The following is a 14,768-nucleotide window of genomic DNA, read 5'->3' on the forward strand; positions in this document are numbered from 1 at the left end:
CGTGGCACGCGGCCATCCCGCACGTGAAAACGCCGCCGGGAGGCGGCGTTGCGTCGACAGGTCCGGCGCTTACTTCTGGCGCCAGCTGCCGCCCTGCTGGTACCACCATCCGCTGCGCGCGCTGGCGATCCACTGCTGGGCGAACACATCGCGGATCTGCGACTCCCACTCGGGATGTCCGTTGGCGACGGCGATCTCGCGATACACCGCCTGCCGGTCCCGATTGTCGTCGGCGACGGCCGCGTTGACCGCGACCCGGTCCTTGATCGCCAGCTGCGACGCGTCGCGCACGACGATCTGGCCGTTGCTGCCGAAGCCCAGCGCGCCCGAGTCGAAATGCGGACGCAGCGTGCCGGTGAAGCGCTGCTCCATGCGCGCGCGGATCGCCTCGACGGCCGGCGTGCGGATCGTGATGTCGGGCGTCTGCGCCTGCGCGCTGCCGATGCCGACCAGCATCCACGGATCGAAGCGCGGGGCGCGCATCGCCATGCCGCCCGGCGACGTCGGCGGCTCGGCGGCGGGCATCTCGTCGCCGATGACGTTCTCGACGAACTCGCGCGCCGCTTCCTTGGCTTCGGCCGCGGGAAAATAGACATTGATCGTCACGCAGGCGGTCAGCGCCAGCGCAGCCGCGATCGGCAACCCAATCCAACGTGCCATCGAATCTCTCCTGTCAGAAAACTGCGGCTAGTCGAACACCGGCTCGACCTCGCCTCCGGCGACGGCGGCCAGCCGGTCCACCAGCGTCGGCCAGTCGACGTCGCGGTTGAAGCCGACGACATCGAGCCGCGGAATGCCCGCGCCCTGGACGATAGTAAAGGTGTTGTCCGCTGAACGCAGACCGCCCATTCGGCAGACCTGGTTGCGCAGCCGGCAGGCGATGCCGATCTGCCGATAGCCGAAGTCGTCGAACAGGCCGATCAACTGGCCCTGGAGGCTGGTGACGAAGGATGCATCGCCGACGCTCGAGATGTTCTGCACCGCGCGCTGGCTGATCCGCTGGCGCACGCCGCGTGTCCGCTCGGTGTGGAGTTCGGCATCGAACGCGGTCGCGTTCCAGTCGACCAGGCGCAACCCGCCGATGCGGCCGTGCAGGCGCCCGCTGATGCTGCCGAAGCCGAAGACGCTGGTCATCGCATGCAGGTCGAGACCGACGAGACCGAGATCGCTAGTCACCGTCGGTGCGACGCCGAACGGCCGCTCGATCGCCAGCGACGACACGTCGATGCGACCGTCGAAGAGCTGCATCGACAGGCCGCCGTCGAATTCGATGCGGTTGTCGGCGTAGCGCACGACGGGAATCTGCCCGCTGAGCGTGCCGCTGAACGCGGGCCAGTCGAGCGCCTCGGCCAGCACGCCGATATCCAGGCCGTCGAGGCGCAGCGCGGTCTGCATGCGCAGCCCGGTGTCACCGTCGGGCGGTTCGAGGACCAGTTGCTCGAAGCCGATCTCCCCGTCGAGTAGCGACAGCGCGACCGGCTCCCGCAACACCAGGCGCCCGTCGCCGCTGCGCAGGCTCCACGCGGCGGCGTCGAACGGCAATCCGTAGAGCGTGCCGCCCCGCCACGCGAACGCGCTGCGCACCGGCGCGCCGGCCGAATACCGCACGCTGCCGTTGAGGGCGTCGAGGCCGAAGCGACCGCCGGGATCGCGCAGGTCCAGGCCGCGCATCCGCAGCTCCGCCGCGCGCAGGGTGCCGTCGGCCAACGCCAGGGTCGCGTCGAAACCACCGTCGAGTTCGAGCCCCGCCAGCCCCGCGAGCCCCAGCCAGCCCGACAGATAGCGCGCCGGCAGTCCGCGGGTGTCCGCGCTGCGGACGCGCAGGTCCAGCGCCTGCACGTCCAGCGCCGGCGACAGGCGCGCGCTGCCGTCCACGGCGAGGGTGTCGCCATCGTCCCAGTGCAGGCGCGAAAGCTGCCACGGCGCCCCGTCGGCGCGCTGCGCGTCGAGGCCGAGCGCCACCTGCGCCCCGGTCAGATCGACATAGCCGTTGCCGACCAGCACCTCGCCGCCGGTCAGCGTGCCGTCGAGCACCACATCCAGCGCCTGCTCCGGCAGGCGCAGGTCGAGCGTGATGTCCGCATCGATACCGTCGGCGGCGACGCTGGCGTCGCGGGTCTCGAGGGAGACGTCGCGCAGCGCGAGGTCCGCCGCGACCCGCAGCGGCCGGTCGGTCGGCGCGTCGACGGTGACGCGGCCATCGAGCGTGCCGCGTTGCAGCTGCGCGGCATCCCAGCCCTGCTGCACCAGCGCCTGCGCCCACAACGCCGGTACCCGCCGCAGATCCAGACGTGTCGCATCCGGCGCCGCGGCGGTGCGCTGCAGCGACAGCGTCGCGCCGTCGCCGGCCAGCGTGGCCGCGGTCGTCGCAGCGCCGAGATCGACCGCCAGCCGCAGCGGCGCGCCCTGCCCGCTCCGCACGACGCCGTCGCATTGCCAGCGGGTGCCGCCGCCCGCATCCGGCATCCGCCGCAGCGGGCAGTCCCAGACGAGATCGCGCAAGCGATAGCCCAGGTCGCCCGAATCCGCGCGCGCGGCGCGCAGGCGCAGGGCCCCATGGTCGGCGCCGGCAGGCCATTCCAGCTCGATCCGGACATCCTGGAGAACGGCGACCGGGGTCGTGACCTGGGCGATCCGGGCGCGTGTCGTCTGCGCCTGTGCATCGGGCGCGGCGGCCAGCAGCAGACACATCGAAAACAGAGGTAGGATCGACAGCAGACGGGGCGCCATGCGCCGCAGGATACGCCCGTTCGCATCGAGGACCCGATGATCCGATTGCTGCTGGTCGAGGACGACCCTACAAGCCGCGGTTTCCTGCACGACGCCAGTCTCGCGTTGCCGGCCGAGGTCGACATCGCCGACACCCTGGCCTCCGCGCACGCGCTGGCGCTGCGCACGCCGCACGATGTCTGGCTGATCGATGCGAACCTGCCCGACGGCAGCGGCATCGAGCTGCTCGCCGGTCTCCGCAGCGCGGGATTGCGGACACCGGCGATCGCACACACCGCCGCGCGCGAATCCGAGGCGCTCGCCGGCCTACGCGCAGCGGGCTTCGCGGTCGCACTGTGCAAACCGCTGTCGGCGCAGGACTGGCGTGCCGCGATCCGCCAGGTGCTGGTGCGTCGCGCGCGGGTCGAGGACGCCGCGCCGCGGTTCCAGCCGCAGAGCCAGGCGGACATCGCCGCTGCGCCGCTGTGGGACCGGGCGGGCGGTCTCGCCGCCGTCGGCGGCCATGAGGCCAACGCGGCCGCCTTGCGCGATCTGTTCCTCGGCGAGCTGCCCGGCACGCGTCATGCGATCGACACCGCCGCCCGCGCCCGCGACGACGAGGCGTTGCGCGCGGCGCTGCACCGGCTGCGCGCCGGCTGCGGCTTCGTCGGCGCCGATCGCCTGGGTCGCAGCGCCGCTGCGCTGCACGCGGCGCCGGACTCGCCGGACGTGCTCCAGCAGTTCCTCGGCACCCTCGATGCGACGCTGAGCCGCCGCTAGCGCAGCGCCGGCCTGCGGCTCAGCGACGCGCGAGGTCGGCCGCCAGCTCCCAGGATTTCAGGCCACGCGGCCCGAGATGGTAGGACAGCACCGCGCGCAGCGGACGCCGCAGGCTCGCCAGATCCTCGGGCGCCGGCATCGTGTCCAGGGCGAGCGACAGCAGCCCGCGTCCGGTGGCCGCCGCGTTGCGGTCGGAGGCACCGGTGTCGTGGCGGATGCGCCGTGCGCCGTGCTCGGGATCCAGCCGGTAACGCGCGGCCGGGTCGATCGCCTCGCCATCGCCATCGCTGTCGAGCGCGAGGCCGAAGCCGAGCGCATCGAGCAGGTCGCGCTCGAACCGGCGCAGGGTCCAGGCCAGCGGATCGACCGCGCGCAGCCGCGCGCGCGCGTCGCCGTAGATCGCGTAGAGCTCGGGCTGCGGATCCTGGCGCGGCGCCAGGCGCAGCACCAGTTCGCTGATGTAGAAGCCGGCCAGCATCGCATCGCCGCTCAGCCGCGGCGCCGCATCGAGCGCTTCTGCGCTGCGCAACTGGGCCAGTTCGCCGCGCTGCACGGCCGACAGGCAAATGTGCTGCAGCGGCTGCAAGGCCGCCCGCAGCACGTGGCGCTTGGGGCCCTGCACGCCACGCGCGACGAGCCCGAGTCGACCGTGGTCCCGGGTCAGCACTTCGACCAGCAGGCTGGTCTCGCGCCAGGGACGCGCGTGCAGGACGTGGGCGGGTTCGTCGTCGATTCGCATCTGGAGCGGGTCGCCACCCTCGTCGTGGGGAAAACGTACGGCAGCGGCGCGGCGTCAGGCCGGCGGGGCGTGGCGCCGCGAGCCGTCTGCGGCGCAGCGGAACGCCGCGGCGCGATCAGGCGTCGCCGTAACCCAGTGCCTTCAGCGCGGCCTCGTCGTCGGACCAGCCCTCGCGCACGCGCACCCAGGTTTCCAGGAACACCTTGGCGTCGAACAGCCGCTCCATGCCCATGCGCGCCTTGGTGCTGATGTCCTTGAGCCGGCTGCCGGCCTTGCCGATGACGATGGCCTTCTGGCCGTCGCGCTCGACCCAGATCACCGCGCCGATGCGCAGCATCGTGCCGTCGAGGGTGAAGGATTCGATCTCGACCGTCGTCGCATACGGCAGTTCGTTGCCGAGCTGGCGCATTAGCTGCTCGCGCACCAGTTCGCCGGCGAGGAAACGCTGGCTCTTGTCGGTGATCTCGTCCTCGCCGTACAGCGCGGGCTGCTCGGGCAGCAGCGGCAGCAGCGTCGACACCAGCTGTTCGAGCCCCTTGCGCTTGAGCGCCGACAGCGGGATCACGCCGGCGAACTCGCGTCCGTCGCTGACCTGCTGCAGGTAAGGCAGCAGCGCGGTCTTGTCCTTCAGACGGTCGATCTGGTTGACAACCAGCAGCACCGGCACGCCGGCTTCGCGCAGCGCCTCGTAGGCCAGCGCGTCCTCCTCGTCCCAGCGTCCGGCGATGACGACCAGCAGGGCGGCGTCGACGCCTTCCAGCGCGCCGCGCGCGGCGCGGTTCATGATCCGGTTCATCGCCCGCTTCTGCTCGCGGTGGATGCCGGGCGTGTCGACCAGCAGCAACTGGCCTTCGGGGAACGTCGCGATGCCCAGCAGCCGGTGGCGCGTGGTCTGCGGCCGGTTGGAGACGATGCTGACTTTCGCGCCGACGAGGGCGTTGACGAGCGTGGACTTGCCGACATTGGGTCGGCCGATGACGGCCACCTGGCCGGCATGGTGGGGCGCATTGGGGAGATCGGTCATCCGCGCATTCTACGGAAAGCCGCGCCTGCGCAGGCCGCGGCGTGCCGGCGCCGCGTCGGATCGATTCAGCGGGTGCCTTCGATCATCCCGAGCACGGTCTCGGCGGCCTGCTGCTCGGCCGCGCGGCGCGACGTGCCCTCGCCTTCGGCGGCGATCGCGGCGTCCGCCAGCGCACAGCGCACCAGGAAGATCTTGGCGTGCTCTTCGCCGCCTTCAGACAGCAGTTCATAGACCGGCAGCGCACGCTGGCGACCCTGGAGCCATTCCTGCAGACGGGTCTTCGCGTCCTTGGCGATGCGCCCCGGCGCGAGTGCCGCGATGGCCGTCTCGAACAGCGGCAGGATCGCCGCCCGGCAACCGTCGAGATCCGAATCGAGGTAGATCGCGGCGATCACCGCCTCGAAGGCGTCCGACAGGATCGAGTCGCGGCGATGCCCGCCCGACTTCATCTCCCCGGGACCGAGTACCAGACGCGCGCCAAGTTCGAGCTCGCGCGCGATCGCCGCCAGCGACGACTCGCGGACGAGTTCCGCGCGGGCCCGCGTCAGCGTGCCCTCGTCGGCGCCCGGCCAGCGCGCGAACAGGACTTCGGCGATCAGCGCGCCGAGGATGGCGTCGCCGAGGAATTCCAGGCGTTCGTTGTGGGGGGCGCCGGCGCTGCGGTGCGTCAGCGCCTGCTGCAGCAGGCTGGGTGCACGGAAGACGTACTCCGCGAACCGGCCCTGCTGGCGATCAAGTGCCGTCGCCACCGCGGGACAGCGTCTGGGTCGCGTGGAACTTGCCCACGACGTCGAGGTTGCCGACCAGCGGCTTGCGCACCTCGTACTGCACGTCCATCTGCCAGCCGTTGTCGACACGGCGGATCTTGACGTTGTTCGGCTTCACGTTCTCCGAGTAGCTGATGTACAGCCGGCGGAAGAACAGGTCCTGGATGCGCGCGGGGTCGGCGCCGGCCATGCCGGCCTCGTTCGACAGGCCCTTGAGCGCGGACTTGACGCTGTAGTACTCCGAATACATCGGAAACAGCTTCATGCCGATGTAGGCGGCGAAGCCGACGACTGCCAGGACGATGATGAATCCCAGCAGGGTGATGCCGCGTTGCGTGCGTTTCATGGACGTCCCCTCGAAGCCCGATGCCGAAAGTCAGCGGATGCTCTGACCCATTCTTCCCCAGTCGACCCAGCCCGGCGCGGTGGTGTCGACATTCATCCAGATCATGAAGGCCTTGCCGCGCAGCTGCGTCTCGGGAAGCGTACCCCAGAACCGGCCGTCGTCGCTGCGGTCACGGTTGTCGCCCATCACGAAATAATGGCCCTGCGGCACGTGCACGGTGCCCTCGCCCAGGTGGAAAGGCGCGGCCTGGTCGATCTGCAGGATCTGGTGAGTGCGGTCGGGCATCTGCTCGGTGTAGAGCGACGCGCCGGTCATCTCGCCACCACGGCCGACGCCTTCGTAGGTGCCCACGCGTTCGTACTCGAACGGCACGCCGTTGACGAAGACCTGGTTGTCGCGGAACTCGACGGTGTCGCCCGGCAGGCCGACGACGCGCTTGATCCAGTCCTGGTCGGGATGGTGCGGCGGGCGGAACACGACGACGTCGCCTCGCGCGGGCTCGCCGATCTCGATGACCTTGCGGTTGTTGATCGGCAGGCGGATGCCGTAGGCGAACTTGTTGACGAGGATGAAGTCGCCGATCAGCAGCGTCGGCATCATCGAGCTCGACGGGATACGGAACGGCTCGGCGACGAAGCTGCGCAGGATCAGCACCACGAACAGCACCGGGAAAAACGCCTTGGAGTAGTCGACGAGGACCGGCTCCTTCTCGTCGAGCAGCCCGGCGCGGCGGGCGCGGCGTTTGGCCAGCACCAGCTTGTCGAGCAGCCAGATGACACCGGTCAGCAGCGTCAGGACGACCAGCGCGGTTTCAAACCATTTCATGGATGTTCCTTTCCAGCGGGAACCGGCCGGCGCGGACCACAGCGCCGACGATCACTTGTTGTCGACCTGCAGCACGGCGAGGAAGGCTTCCTGCGGAATCTCCACGCGGCCGACCTGCTTCATGCGCTTCTTGCCTTCTTTCTGCTTCTCGAGCAGCTTCTTCTTGCGCGAGATGTCGCCACCATAGCACTTGGCCAGCACGTTCTTGCGCATCGCCTTGACCGTCGTGCGGGCGATGACCTGCGAGCCGATCGCGGCCTGGATCGCGACGTCGAACTGCTGCCGCGGGATCAGATCCTTCATCTTCTCGGTGAGCTCGCGGCCGCGGCGATCCGCGTGCTGGCGATGCACGATCAGCGACAGGGCATCGACCTTGTCGCCGTTGATCAGCGTGTCGATACGCACGAACGGACCCGCATCGAAACGCAGGAAGTGGTAGTCGAGCGACGCGTAGCCGCGCGACACCGATTTCAGCCGGTCGAAGAAGTCGAGCACCACTTCGGCCATCGGCAGCTCGTAGCTGATCTGCACCTGCGAGCCGAGGTAGCTGATGCCGACCTGGCTGCCGCGCTTCTCCTCGCACAGCGTGATCACGTTGCCGACGTAATCGGGAGGCGTGAGGATGTTGGCGCGGATGATCGGCTCGCGGATCTCCTCGACGTGGTTCGACGCCGGCAGCTTGGCCGGGTTGTCGAGCGTGAGGATCTCGCCGTCGGTCTTGAGCACCTCGTAGATCACCGTCGGCGCGGTGCTGATGAGGTTGAGGTCGTACTCGCGCTCCAGCCGCTCCTGCACGATCTCCATGTGCAGCATGCCGAGGAAACCGCAGCGGAACCCGAAGCCCATCGCCTCGGAACTCTCCGGCTCGAACCGCAGCGCGGCATCGTTGAGCCGCAGCTTGTCGAGCGCTTCGCGAAGGTCCGGGTAGTCCTCGGCGTCCACCGGGAACAGACCGGCGAACACGCGCGGCTGCATTTCCTGGAAGCCCGGCAGCGGCGTGGACGCGGGATCAGAGGCGAGCGTCAGCGTGTCGCCGACCGGCGCGCCGTGGACGTCCTTGATGCTGGCGTGGATCCAGCCGACCTCGCCCGCGCCGAGCTTGGCGAGATCCTTGCGCTTGGGCGTGAACACACCGACCTTGTCGACCAGATGCGCGCGGCCGGTCGACATCACCAGCAGCTTGGTGCCGGGCACGATCTCGCCCTGCATCACCCGCACCAGCGACACGACGCCGAGGTAATTGTCGAACCAGGAGTCGATGATCAGCGCCTGTAGCTTGTCGGTATCGCGCGGCACCGGCGGCGGGATGCGCTTGACGATGGCTTCCAGCACGTCGCCGACGTTGAGCCCGGTCTTGGCGCTGATCGCGACCGCGTCCTCGGCGTCGATGCCGATGACGGCCTCGATCTCGGCCTTGGCCCGCTCGATGTCGGCGGTGGGCAGATCGATCTTGTTGAGCACCGGCACCACTTCGAGCCCCTGCTCGACCGCGGTGTAGCAGTTGGCGACCGACTGCGCCTCGACGCCCTGGGCCGCATCGACGACCAGCAGCGCACCTTCGCACGCGGCCAGCGAGCGGCTGACCTCGTAGCTGAAGTCGACGTGGCCGGGCGTGTCGATGAAGTTGAGCTGGTAGGTCTGCCCGTCCTTCGCCGTGTACGGCAGCGAGACCGACTGCGCCTTGATGGTGATGCCGCGCTCGCGCTCGATGGGATTCGAGTCGAGCACCTGCGCCTCCATCTCGCGGGCCTGGAGGCCGCCGCAGAGCTGGATGATGCGGTCGGCCAGCGTCGACTTGCCGTGGTCGACGTGGGCGATGATCGAGAAGTTGCGGATGAGCCGCATTGAATCAGAGGTCATGGATCGGCGGCCGGGCCGTCGGCACTGGGTAACGGGCGATTATCGCATAGCGGGTCGGCCGGAATGCCGGACCCGGATGTGCGAAGGCCCGCCACGTCGCCGGGCGGGCCTTCGCAAGGGCGGGTCGGCGGAGCGGTCAGTCGTCCGAGGGCACCGCCACCGCCCGGTACTGGGTCGCGCCGCCACGGCCGCGGACCAGCAGCATGACGGTGTCGCCGGGGGCGACATCGCGCAGGGCCCGGTCCAGTGCCGCGGCGCTGTCCACGGGCGTGCGCCCGACCCGCAGGATCACGTCGCCGCTCGCGATGCCGGCATTGGCGGCCGCGCCGCGACCCACGCTGGCGATCAGCACGCCTTCGTCGTCCGACAGGCCGTACTGGCGGCGCTGCGCCGGCTGCAGGTCGCGGCCGGTGATGCCCAGCACGTTGGCCGCCTGCGGCGCGGTGGGCGCGGTCCGGTCGGACGGCCGTGGCGACGCGGCGCTGGCCATCGGATCTTCCAGCTGGCTCAGGGTCACCGGAATGTCGCGCGCGCGCCCCTCGCGGAATACCGACAGGGTCACGCGCGTGCCCGGCGCCTTGTTGCCGACCAGCGGCGGCAGGTCGCTGGAGGTGTTGATCGCCGTGCCGTCGACGGCGCGGATCACGTCGCCGGGCTCGATGCCGGCCTTCTCGGCGGGGCTGCCCGGCTGCACGCTGTTGACCAGCGCGCCGCGGGTGTCCGGCAGGCCGAAGCCGTCGGCGGTCTCGCGCGTCACCTGCTCGACGATCACGCCGACCTGGCCGCGCTGCACCGATCCGGTCTGCTTGATCTGCTCGGCGACGTTCGAGGCGACGTCGATCGGAATCGCGAAGCTCACGCCCATGTAGCCGCCCGAATTGCTGAAGATCTGCGAATTGATGCCGATGACCTCGCCGGCCACGTTCAGCAGCGGGCCGCCCGAATTGCCGCGATTGATCGCGACGTCGGTCTGGATGAAGGGCACGTAGCGCTGGTTGGCATACGGATTGGAGCGCTGCACCGCGCTGACGATGCCCGCGGTCACCGACTGGTCGAGACCGAACGGCGAGCCGATCGCGACCGCCCACTGCCCGGGCTGGACGCCCGAGGCATCGCCCATGCGCAGCATTGGCAGGCCGGTCGCATCGATCTTCAGCACCGCGACATCCGACTCGGGATCGCTGCCGACGACCGTCGCGGCGAATTCGCGCCGGTCCGACAGCCGTACCGTGACCTCGTCCGCACCCTCGACCACGTGGTGGTTGGTCAACAGATAGCCGTCGGAGGAAATCAGGAAGCCCGTGCCCATCGACGTGCCGCGCGGACCACCGCCGCCATCGGGCGCGCCGGGCTGGCCGGGGAACTGGAAACCCGGGCCGAAGAAGCGGCGGAAGATTTCCGGGATCTGTTCGTCATCGGGCATCTGCTGGCCGCGCGCCGACGGCCGCGCGCCGATCGTCGATTCGATGCTGACGACCGCGGGGCCGACCCGCTCGACCAGTCGCGTGAAGTCCGGCAGGCCGGTGACCAGGGGCGCCTGCGGCGTCGAGGAGACCGTCGTGGCGGTATCGGCCGGCGACTGGGCGTTCGACTGCGCGGTCGCGGCCGGCAACAGTAGCGCCGTCGTGCCCGCGGACAGCACCGCGACCAGGGAAACGGCGAGCAGGGATTTTTTCATCGAAGACATGCGTTCGACTCTCGAAAGCGGAAGAAAGGAGAAAGCGCGCGGACGCGTGCGGTGCGACGCGTCCAGCGCGATGGCGCGGCCGCTCAGGGCATCGCGCGGTCGGGGCGCTGCGGCGCCGCGTCGTCGGCCTGCACCGGAAAGCGGGGCAACGGGTTGCTGCCGACCGGTTCCGCGCCCGCCCACGACGGCGCGGGGAACGCGGTGTCGTAGCGGACCGAGAAGCCCGCATCGCCCGACAACCCGGACATCATCGCTTTCGGCCACGGCCGCGCGACGGCATCGCTCGCGGGCAACACCAGCGCCGAGTCCGCCGCTGCGAACGAGGCCGCCGATGCCAGGCGCGTGGTGTCGGCAGACGCCGACGCGGACTGCGGCCGCGGCGGCGCGGCCGCGGCGACAGCCCGCGCGCCGACGCCCTGCTGGGCCTGCTGCACGCGCAGCGCGGCCCGCTGCGACTGGCCGCGCACGTTGCGTCGATCACCGTTGTTGCGCCTCGGCACGTCGGCGACCGCGACCGCGGCACCTGCCGCGAGGCGGGCCGCGGCATCCGCCAGGGGCGCGGACTGGGTGATCGCACCGGCGTCGGCCAGCACGTCGCTGCCGACCGGCGCCACCGCAGGCGCGACCGCGCCGACATCGGCGACCAGCGGTTGCGGCGCATCGCCATCGCGTGCGTCGGGCGTGGACGGCCGTCCGACGAACAGCGCGACCAGCGCGACCGATGCGGCCAGCGCCGCGCCGCCACCCCAGCGCAACAGGCGCGGACGCCGCGCGACATCGGCGGTGACCGTCGCGACACTGTCGCCTGCGGCGATGCCGCGCGCCACGCGATCGGCGAAATCGGTCGGCAGCAGCGAGACCTGGCGTCCGCGCAACACGTCGCCGCAGACCTGCCAGCGCTCGAAGCAGCCGCCGAGTTCCGCGTCGTGCTGCAGCCGCCGGCGCATGAAACGCGCCTGGTCCTGCGACAGCTCGCCATCGAGCATCGCCGACAGCTGCTGGCGGTTGTAGCGTTCGAGTTTGTCGGGGTCGGGCCCGAGCTGCAGGGCATCGATATCGTCGGCAGGGCTCATCGCGTCACACGCTCCACACTAGTCTGGTTGTCCATCAAGGGTCTGAGTTCACGGTCGATCGCTTCGCGGGCCCGGAAGATCCGCGAGCGCACGGTGCCGATCGGGCATCCCATGCGTTCGGCGATCTCGTCGTAGCTGAGGCCGTCGACCTCGCGCAGGTTGATCGCCACCCGCAATTCCTCGGGCAGGGCTTGGACCGCGCGCATCACCGTTTGTTCCAGCTGTTGCCGCATCAGTTCGCGTTCCGGGGTATCGCTGTCGCGCAGGCGGATGCCGGTGTCGAAATGTTCGGCGTCCTCGATGTCGATGTCGTCGGTCGGCGGGCGCCGGTTGTGGGCCACCAGGTGGTTCTTGGCGGTGTTGACCGCGATCCGGTGCAGCCAGGTGTAGAACTGCGCGTCGCCGCGGAAATTGCCGATCGCCCGGTAGGCCCGGATGAAGGTCTCCTGCGCCACGTCCTGGCATTCGCTCCAGTCGCGCACGTAGCGCCCGATCAGGGCGGCGATGCGGTGCTGGTACTTGCGCACCAGCAGGTCGAATGCCGCGGTGTCGCCGGCCTGCACGCGCTTGACCAGTTCTGCGTCGAGCTGCTGGGTATCGCTGTTGGTGTCGCGTTCCTCGGCCATCGAGCCGGTACTCCTTGTCGCCCGGCCGAATCGGCTGACGGGTGGTGGGACAGGTGTCTGCGCTGAAAGTTCCATCACGGGCGATATGGCATGTTGCCCCGCATCCGTGATCCATCCTTGGGGCGCCGCGCCTGCGCCGCAAGCCACGGTGCCGGCACGCGCACGCAGTGCGATGTCGCCGGCTCCAGGTCCGCGTTCAAATCGTCGTTTCAAGCATCGATTTGACGCGGGCAAATCAACCTCGGGATCATAGGCGGATTCCCCGTACCGTAACGGATGGTGCCGTATGTTTGCAGGCCTCGACGGGCTCCGCTTCAGCCACTGGCAAGCCGAGCTGCGTGCCGATGGCGTTCTGGTGTTGTCGTTCGATCGCGCCGACGAATCGGTCAATACGTTCTCGCAGGACGTGCTGATCGAACTCGATGCGCTGATCGAACGCATCGCCCTCGACCCGCCCCAGGCCGTGGTCATCCGCTCGGCGAAGGACAAGGGCTTTATCGCCGGCGCCGACATCCGCGAGTTCCAGCTCTTCGACGAGCGGGGCACGATCGGCGATTCGATCCGGCGCGGCCAGGACGTGTTCCAGCGCCTGTCCGAGCTGCCCTGCCCGACCGTCGCCGCGATCCACGGGTTCTGCATGGGCGGCGGTACCGAGATTGCGCTGGCCTGCCGCTACCGCGTGGCCAGCAACGATCCCTCGACCCGCATCGGCCTGCCCGAAGTGAACCTCGGCATCTATCCCGGCTGGGGTGGCAGCGTGCGCCTGCCGCGTCTCGTCGGCGCGCCTGCGGCGTTCGACATGATGCTCACCGGGCGCGCGCTGTCGGCGTCCGCGGCGCGCAGCATCGGTCTCGTCGACAAGGTGGTCGAGCCGGCGCTGGTCGTCGATGCGGCGATCGCCCTGGCGCTCAAGGGCACCACGCGTCCGTTCCAGCAGCGCTTCATGGGCTGGGCGACGAACCTGTGGCCGGTGCGGCAACTGCTCGCCCCGGTGCTGGTCAAGCAGGTCGCGCGAAAAGCCAAGAAGCAGCACTACCCCGCGCCTTACGCCCTAGTGGAGACCTGGCGCCGGGCATCGGGCGATCCGCGCGCCCTGCTCGCCGCCGAGCGCAAGTCGGTGGTCAAGCTGGCCGGCACGCCGACCGCACGCAATCTGACGCGCGTGTACTTCCTGATGGAGCGGCTCAAGGGGCTCGGCGGCAAGCCCGCGACGCCGCTGGCGCCGATCCGGCGCGTGCACGTCGTCGGTGCCGGCGTCATGGGCGGCGATATCGCCGCATGGTCGGCCTACAAGGGCTTCGATGTGACGCTGCAGGATCGCGAGCAGCCCTACATCGACAAAGCCCAGGAACGGGCGGCCACGCTGTTCGAGAAGAAGGTCAAGGATCCGGCGAAGCGTCCGGAGGTCGCCGCGCGCCTGCGCTCGGACCTGATCGGCGACGGCATCGCCGACGCGGATCTCGTCGTCGAGGCGATCGTCGAGAACGCCGAGGCCAAGCGCGGACTCTACGAAAGCGTCGAGCCCAGGCTGAAACCCGACGCGCTGCTGACCACCAATACCTCGTCGATCCCGCTCGACGAGTTGCGCACGCATGTCCAGCGCCCGGCACAGTTCGCCGGCCTGCATTACTTCAATCCGGTCGCGTCGATGCCGCTGGTGGAGATCGTCCATCACGACCGCATGGACGACGTCACCGCGCAGCGGCTCGCCGCGTTCTGCCGCAAGCTCGACAAGCTGCCCGTGCCGGTCGCCGGCACGCCCGGCTTCCTCGTCAACCGCCTGCTGTTTCCCTACATGCTGGAAGCGGCCAGCGCGTATTCGGAAGGCATTCTGGGCAAGGCGATCGACAAGGCCGCGACGGATTTCGGCATGCCGATGGGCCCGATCGAGCTGATCGATACAGTCGGGCTCGATGTCGCCTCCGGCGTCGGCCAGGAGCTTGCGCCGTTCCTCGGCCTACGCATCCCGGCGAATCTCGCCTCGCCGCCCGAGGCCGGCAAGCGCGGCAAAAAGGACGGCCAGGGCCTGTACGCGTGGGAGAACGGCAAGGCCAAGAAGCCGGAACTGCCGAAGGATTACAAGGCGCCGGAGGATCTGCAGGACCGCCTGATCCTGCCGCTGCTCAACGAGGCCGTCGCCGCGCTGCACGACGGCGTGGTCGCGATCTTCGGCACCGGCTTCGCCCCGTTCCGCGGTGGCCCGATCCAGTACATCCGCGACACCGGCGCCGATGCGATCCTCGAGCGCCTGCGCCAGCTGCAGACCCGCCATGGCGACCGGTTCGCACCGCGCCCGGGCTGGGATTCGCCCGTCCTGCGCGCCTGAGGCCTG

At 69.9% G+C, this 14,768-nt stretch carries 13 protein-coding genes; 2 read left to right on the forward strand and 11 right to left on the reverse strand.

Annotated elements, in window-relative coordinates; translation table 11 throughout:
* Positions 1 to 69 precede the first annotated feature (69 nt).
* Together CJ022_RS10810 and CJ022_RS10815 are read right to left on the reverse strand one after the other, a co-directional pair.
* Positions 70 to 660 (reverse strand): YdbL family probable chaperone protein, encoded by a 591-nt coding sequence (locus CJ022_RS10810; protein WP_101926640.1) that lies wholly within the window; start codon positions 658 to 660, stop codon positions 70 to 72.
* A 27-nt stretch (positions 661 to 687) separates the two neighbouring features.
* Positions 688 to 2,730, reverse strand: a complete 2,043-nt coding sequence (locus tag CJ022_RS10815) for a hypothetical protein (protein ID WP_143703937.1) — start codon at positions 2,728 to 2,730, stop codon at positions 688 to 690.
* Between the two features lie 36 nt (positions 2,731 to 2,766).
* Between CJ022_RS10815 and CJ022_RS10820 the strand changes: the two genes are divergently transcribed.
* Positions 2,767 to 3,489: a response regulator gene (locus tag CJ022_RS10820; protein ID WP_101926642.1), complete on the forward strand. Its 723-nt coding sequence runs from the start codon at positions 2,767 to 2,769 to the stop codon at positions 3,487 to 3,489.
* A 19-nt stretch (positions 3,490 to 3,508) separates the two neighbouring features.
* On the opposite strand, the gene recO is transcribed toward CJ022_RS10820, so the two are convergent.
* From recO to rpoE, 9 genes are all read right to left on the reverse strand, one after another.
* Positions 3,509 to 4,228 carry a DNA repair protein RecO gene (recO, locus tag CJ022_RS10825; RefSeq protein WP_101926643.1) on the reverse strand — a complete coding sequence of 240 codons (720 nt, stop codon included), beginning with the start codon at positions 4,226 to 4,228 and terminating at the stop codon, positions 3,509 to 3,511.
* Between the two features lie 115 nt (positions 4,229 to 4,343).
* Positions 4,344 to 5,252 carry a GTPase Era gene (gene era / locus CJ022_RS10830; RefSeq protein ID WP_101926644.1) on the reverse strand — a complete coding sequence of 303 codons (909 nt, stop codon included), beginning with the start codon at positions 5,250 to 5,252 and terminating at the stop codon, positions 4,344 to 4,346.
* 65 nt (positions 5,253 to 5,317) lie between these two features.
* On the reverse strand, positions 5,318 to 6,001 hold the full coding sequence (gene rnc / locus CJ022_RS10835) for a ribonuclease III (RefSeq protein WP_101926645.1): 684 nt from the start codon (positions 5,999 to 6,001) through the stop codon (positions 5,318 to 5,320).
* The gene (locus CJ022_RS10840; RefSeq protein WP_101926646.1) at positions 5,985 to 6,365 is read right to left on the reverse strand and encodes a DUF4845 domain-containing protein; all 381 of its coding nucleotides are present in this window, start codon (positions 6,363 to 6,365) and stop codon (positions 5,985 to 5,987) included. Before CJ022_RS10840 ends, rnc begins: the two co-directional genes overlap by 17 nt.
* Positions 6,366 to 6,395: 30 nt before the next feature.
* Complete coding sequence (gene lepB, locus CJ022_RS10845) at positions 6,396 to 7,190, reverse strand: signal peptidase I (RefSeq protein WP_101926647.1); 795 nt, start codon at positions 7,188 to 7,190, stop codon at positions 6,396 to 6,398.
* 51 nt (positions 7,191 to 7,241) lie between these two features.
* Complete coding sequence (gene lepA / locus CJ022_RS10850) at positions 7,242 to 9,035, reverse strand: translation elongation factor 4 (protein WP_199171509.1); 1,794 nt, start codon at positions 9,033 to 9,035, stop codon at positions 7,242 to 7,244.
* 151 nt (positions 9,036 to 9,186) lie between these two features.
* Positions 9,187 to 10,728, reverse strand: coding sequence for a DegQ family serine endoprotease (locus CJ022_RS10855; protein ID WP_199171511.1), 1,542 nt, complete (start codon positions 10,726 to 10,728; stop codon positions 9,187 to 9,189).
* A 92-nt stretch (positions 10,729 to 10,820) separates the two neighbouring features.
* Complete coding sequence (locus CJ022_RS10860) at positions 10,821 to 11,810, reverse strand: sigma-E factor negative regulatory protein (protein ID WP_101926650.1); 990 nt, start codon at positions 11,808 to 11,810, stop codon at positions 10,821 to 10,823.
* The gene (gene rpoE, locus CJ022_RS10865) at positions 11,807 to 12,436 is read right to left on the reverse strand and encodes an RNA polymerase sigma factor RpoE (protein WP_101926651.1); all 630 of its coding nucleotides are present in this window, start codon (positions 12,434 to 12,436) and stop codon (positions 11,807 to 11,809) included. Before rpoE ends, CJ022_RS10860 begins: the two co-directional genes overlap by 4 nt.
* Before the next feature lie 286 nt (positions 12,437 to 12,722).
* Here rpoE and CJ022_RS10870 point away from each other — a divergent pair, with 286 nt between their 5' ends.
* The gene (locus CJ022_RS10870) at positions 12,723 to 14,762 is read left to right on the forward strand and encodes a 3-hydroxyacyl-CoA dehydrogenase NAD-binding domain-containing protein (protein ID WP_101926652.1); all 2,040 of its coding nucleotides are present in this window, start codon (positions 12,723 to 12,725) and stop codon (positions 14,760 to 14,762) included.
* The last annotated feature ends 6 nt before the right edge of the window (positions 14,763 to 14,768 follow it).

The sequence above is a fragment of the Luteimonas rhizosphaerae genome (genome assembly GCF_002849595.1).
Classification (GTDB): Bacteria; Pseudomonadota; Gammaproteobacteria; order Xanthomonadales; family Xanthomonadaceae; genus Luteimonas; species Luteimonas cellulosilyticus.

Bases quoted from the DNA above. Each gene is read 5' to 3' on its own strand.
- CJ022_RS10810 (WP_101926640.1), bottom strand. From the start codon at position 660: ATGGCACGTTGGATTGGGTTGCCGATCGCGGCTGCGCTGGCGCTGACC.
- CJ022_RS10815 (WP_143703937.1), bottom strand. From the start codon at position 2,730: ATGGCGCCCCGTCTGCTGTCGATCCTACCTCTGTTTTCGATGTGTCTG.
- CJ022_RS10820 (WP_101926642.1), top strand. From the start codon at position 2,767: ATGATCCGATTGCTGCTGGTCGAGGACGACCCTACAAGCCGCGGTTTC.
- recO (WP_101926643.1), bottom strand. From the start codon at position 4,228: ATGCGAATCGACGACGAACCCGCCCACGTCCTGCACGCGCGTCCCTGG.
- era (WP_101926644.1), bottom strand. From the start codon at position 5,252: ATGACCGATCTCCCCAATGCGCCCCACCATGCCGGCCAGGTGGCCGTC.
- CJ022_RS10840 (WP_101926646.1), bottom strand. From the start codon at position 6,365: ATGAAACGCACGCAACGCGGCATCACCCTGCTGGGATTCATCATCGTC.
- lepB (WP_101926647.1), bottom strand. From the start codon at position 7,190: ATGAAATGGTTTGAAACCGCGCTGGTCGTCCTGACGCTGCTGACCGGT.
- lepA (WP_199171509.1), bottom strand. From the start codon at position 9,035: ATGCGGCTCATCCGCAACTTCTCGATCATCGCCCACGTCGACCACGGC.
- CJ022_RS10855 (WP_199171511.1), bottom strand. From the start codon at position 10,728: ATGAAAAAATCCCTGCTCGCCGTTTCCCTGGTCGCGGTGCTGTCCGCG.
- CJ022_RS10860 (WP_101926650.1), bottom strand. From the start codon at position 11,810: ATGAGCCCTGCCGACGATATCGATGCCCTGCAGCTCGGGCCCGACCCC.
- rpoE (WP_101926651.1), bottom strand. From the start codon at position 12,436: ATGGCCGAGGAACGCGACACCAACAGCGATACCCAGCAGCTCGACGCA.
- CJ022_RS10870 (WP_101926652.1), top strand. From the start codon at position 12,723: ATGTTTGCAGGCCTCGACGGGCTCCGCTTCAGCCACTGGCAAGCCGAG.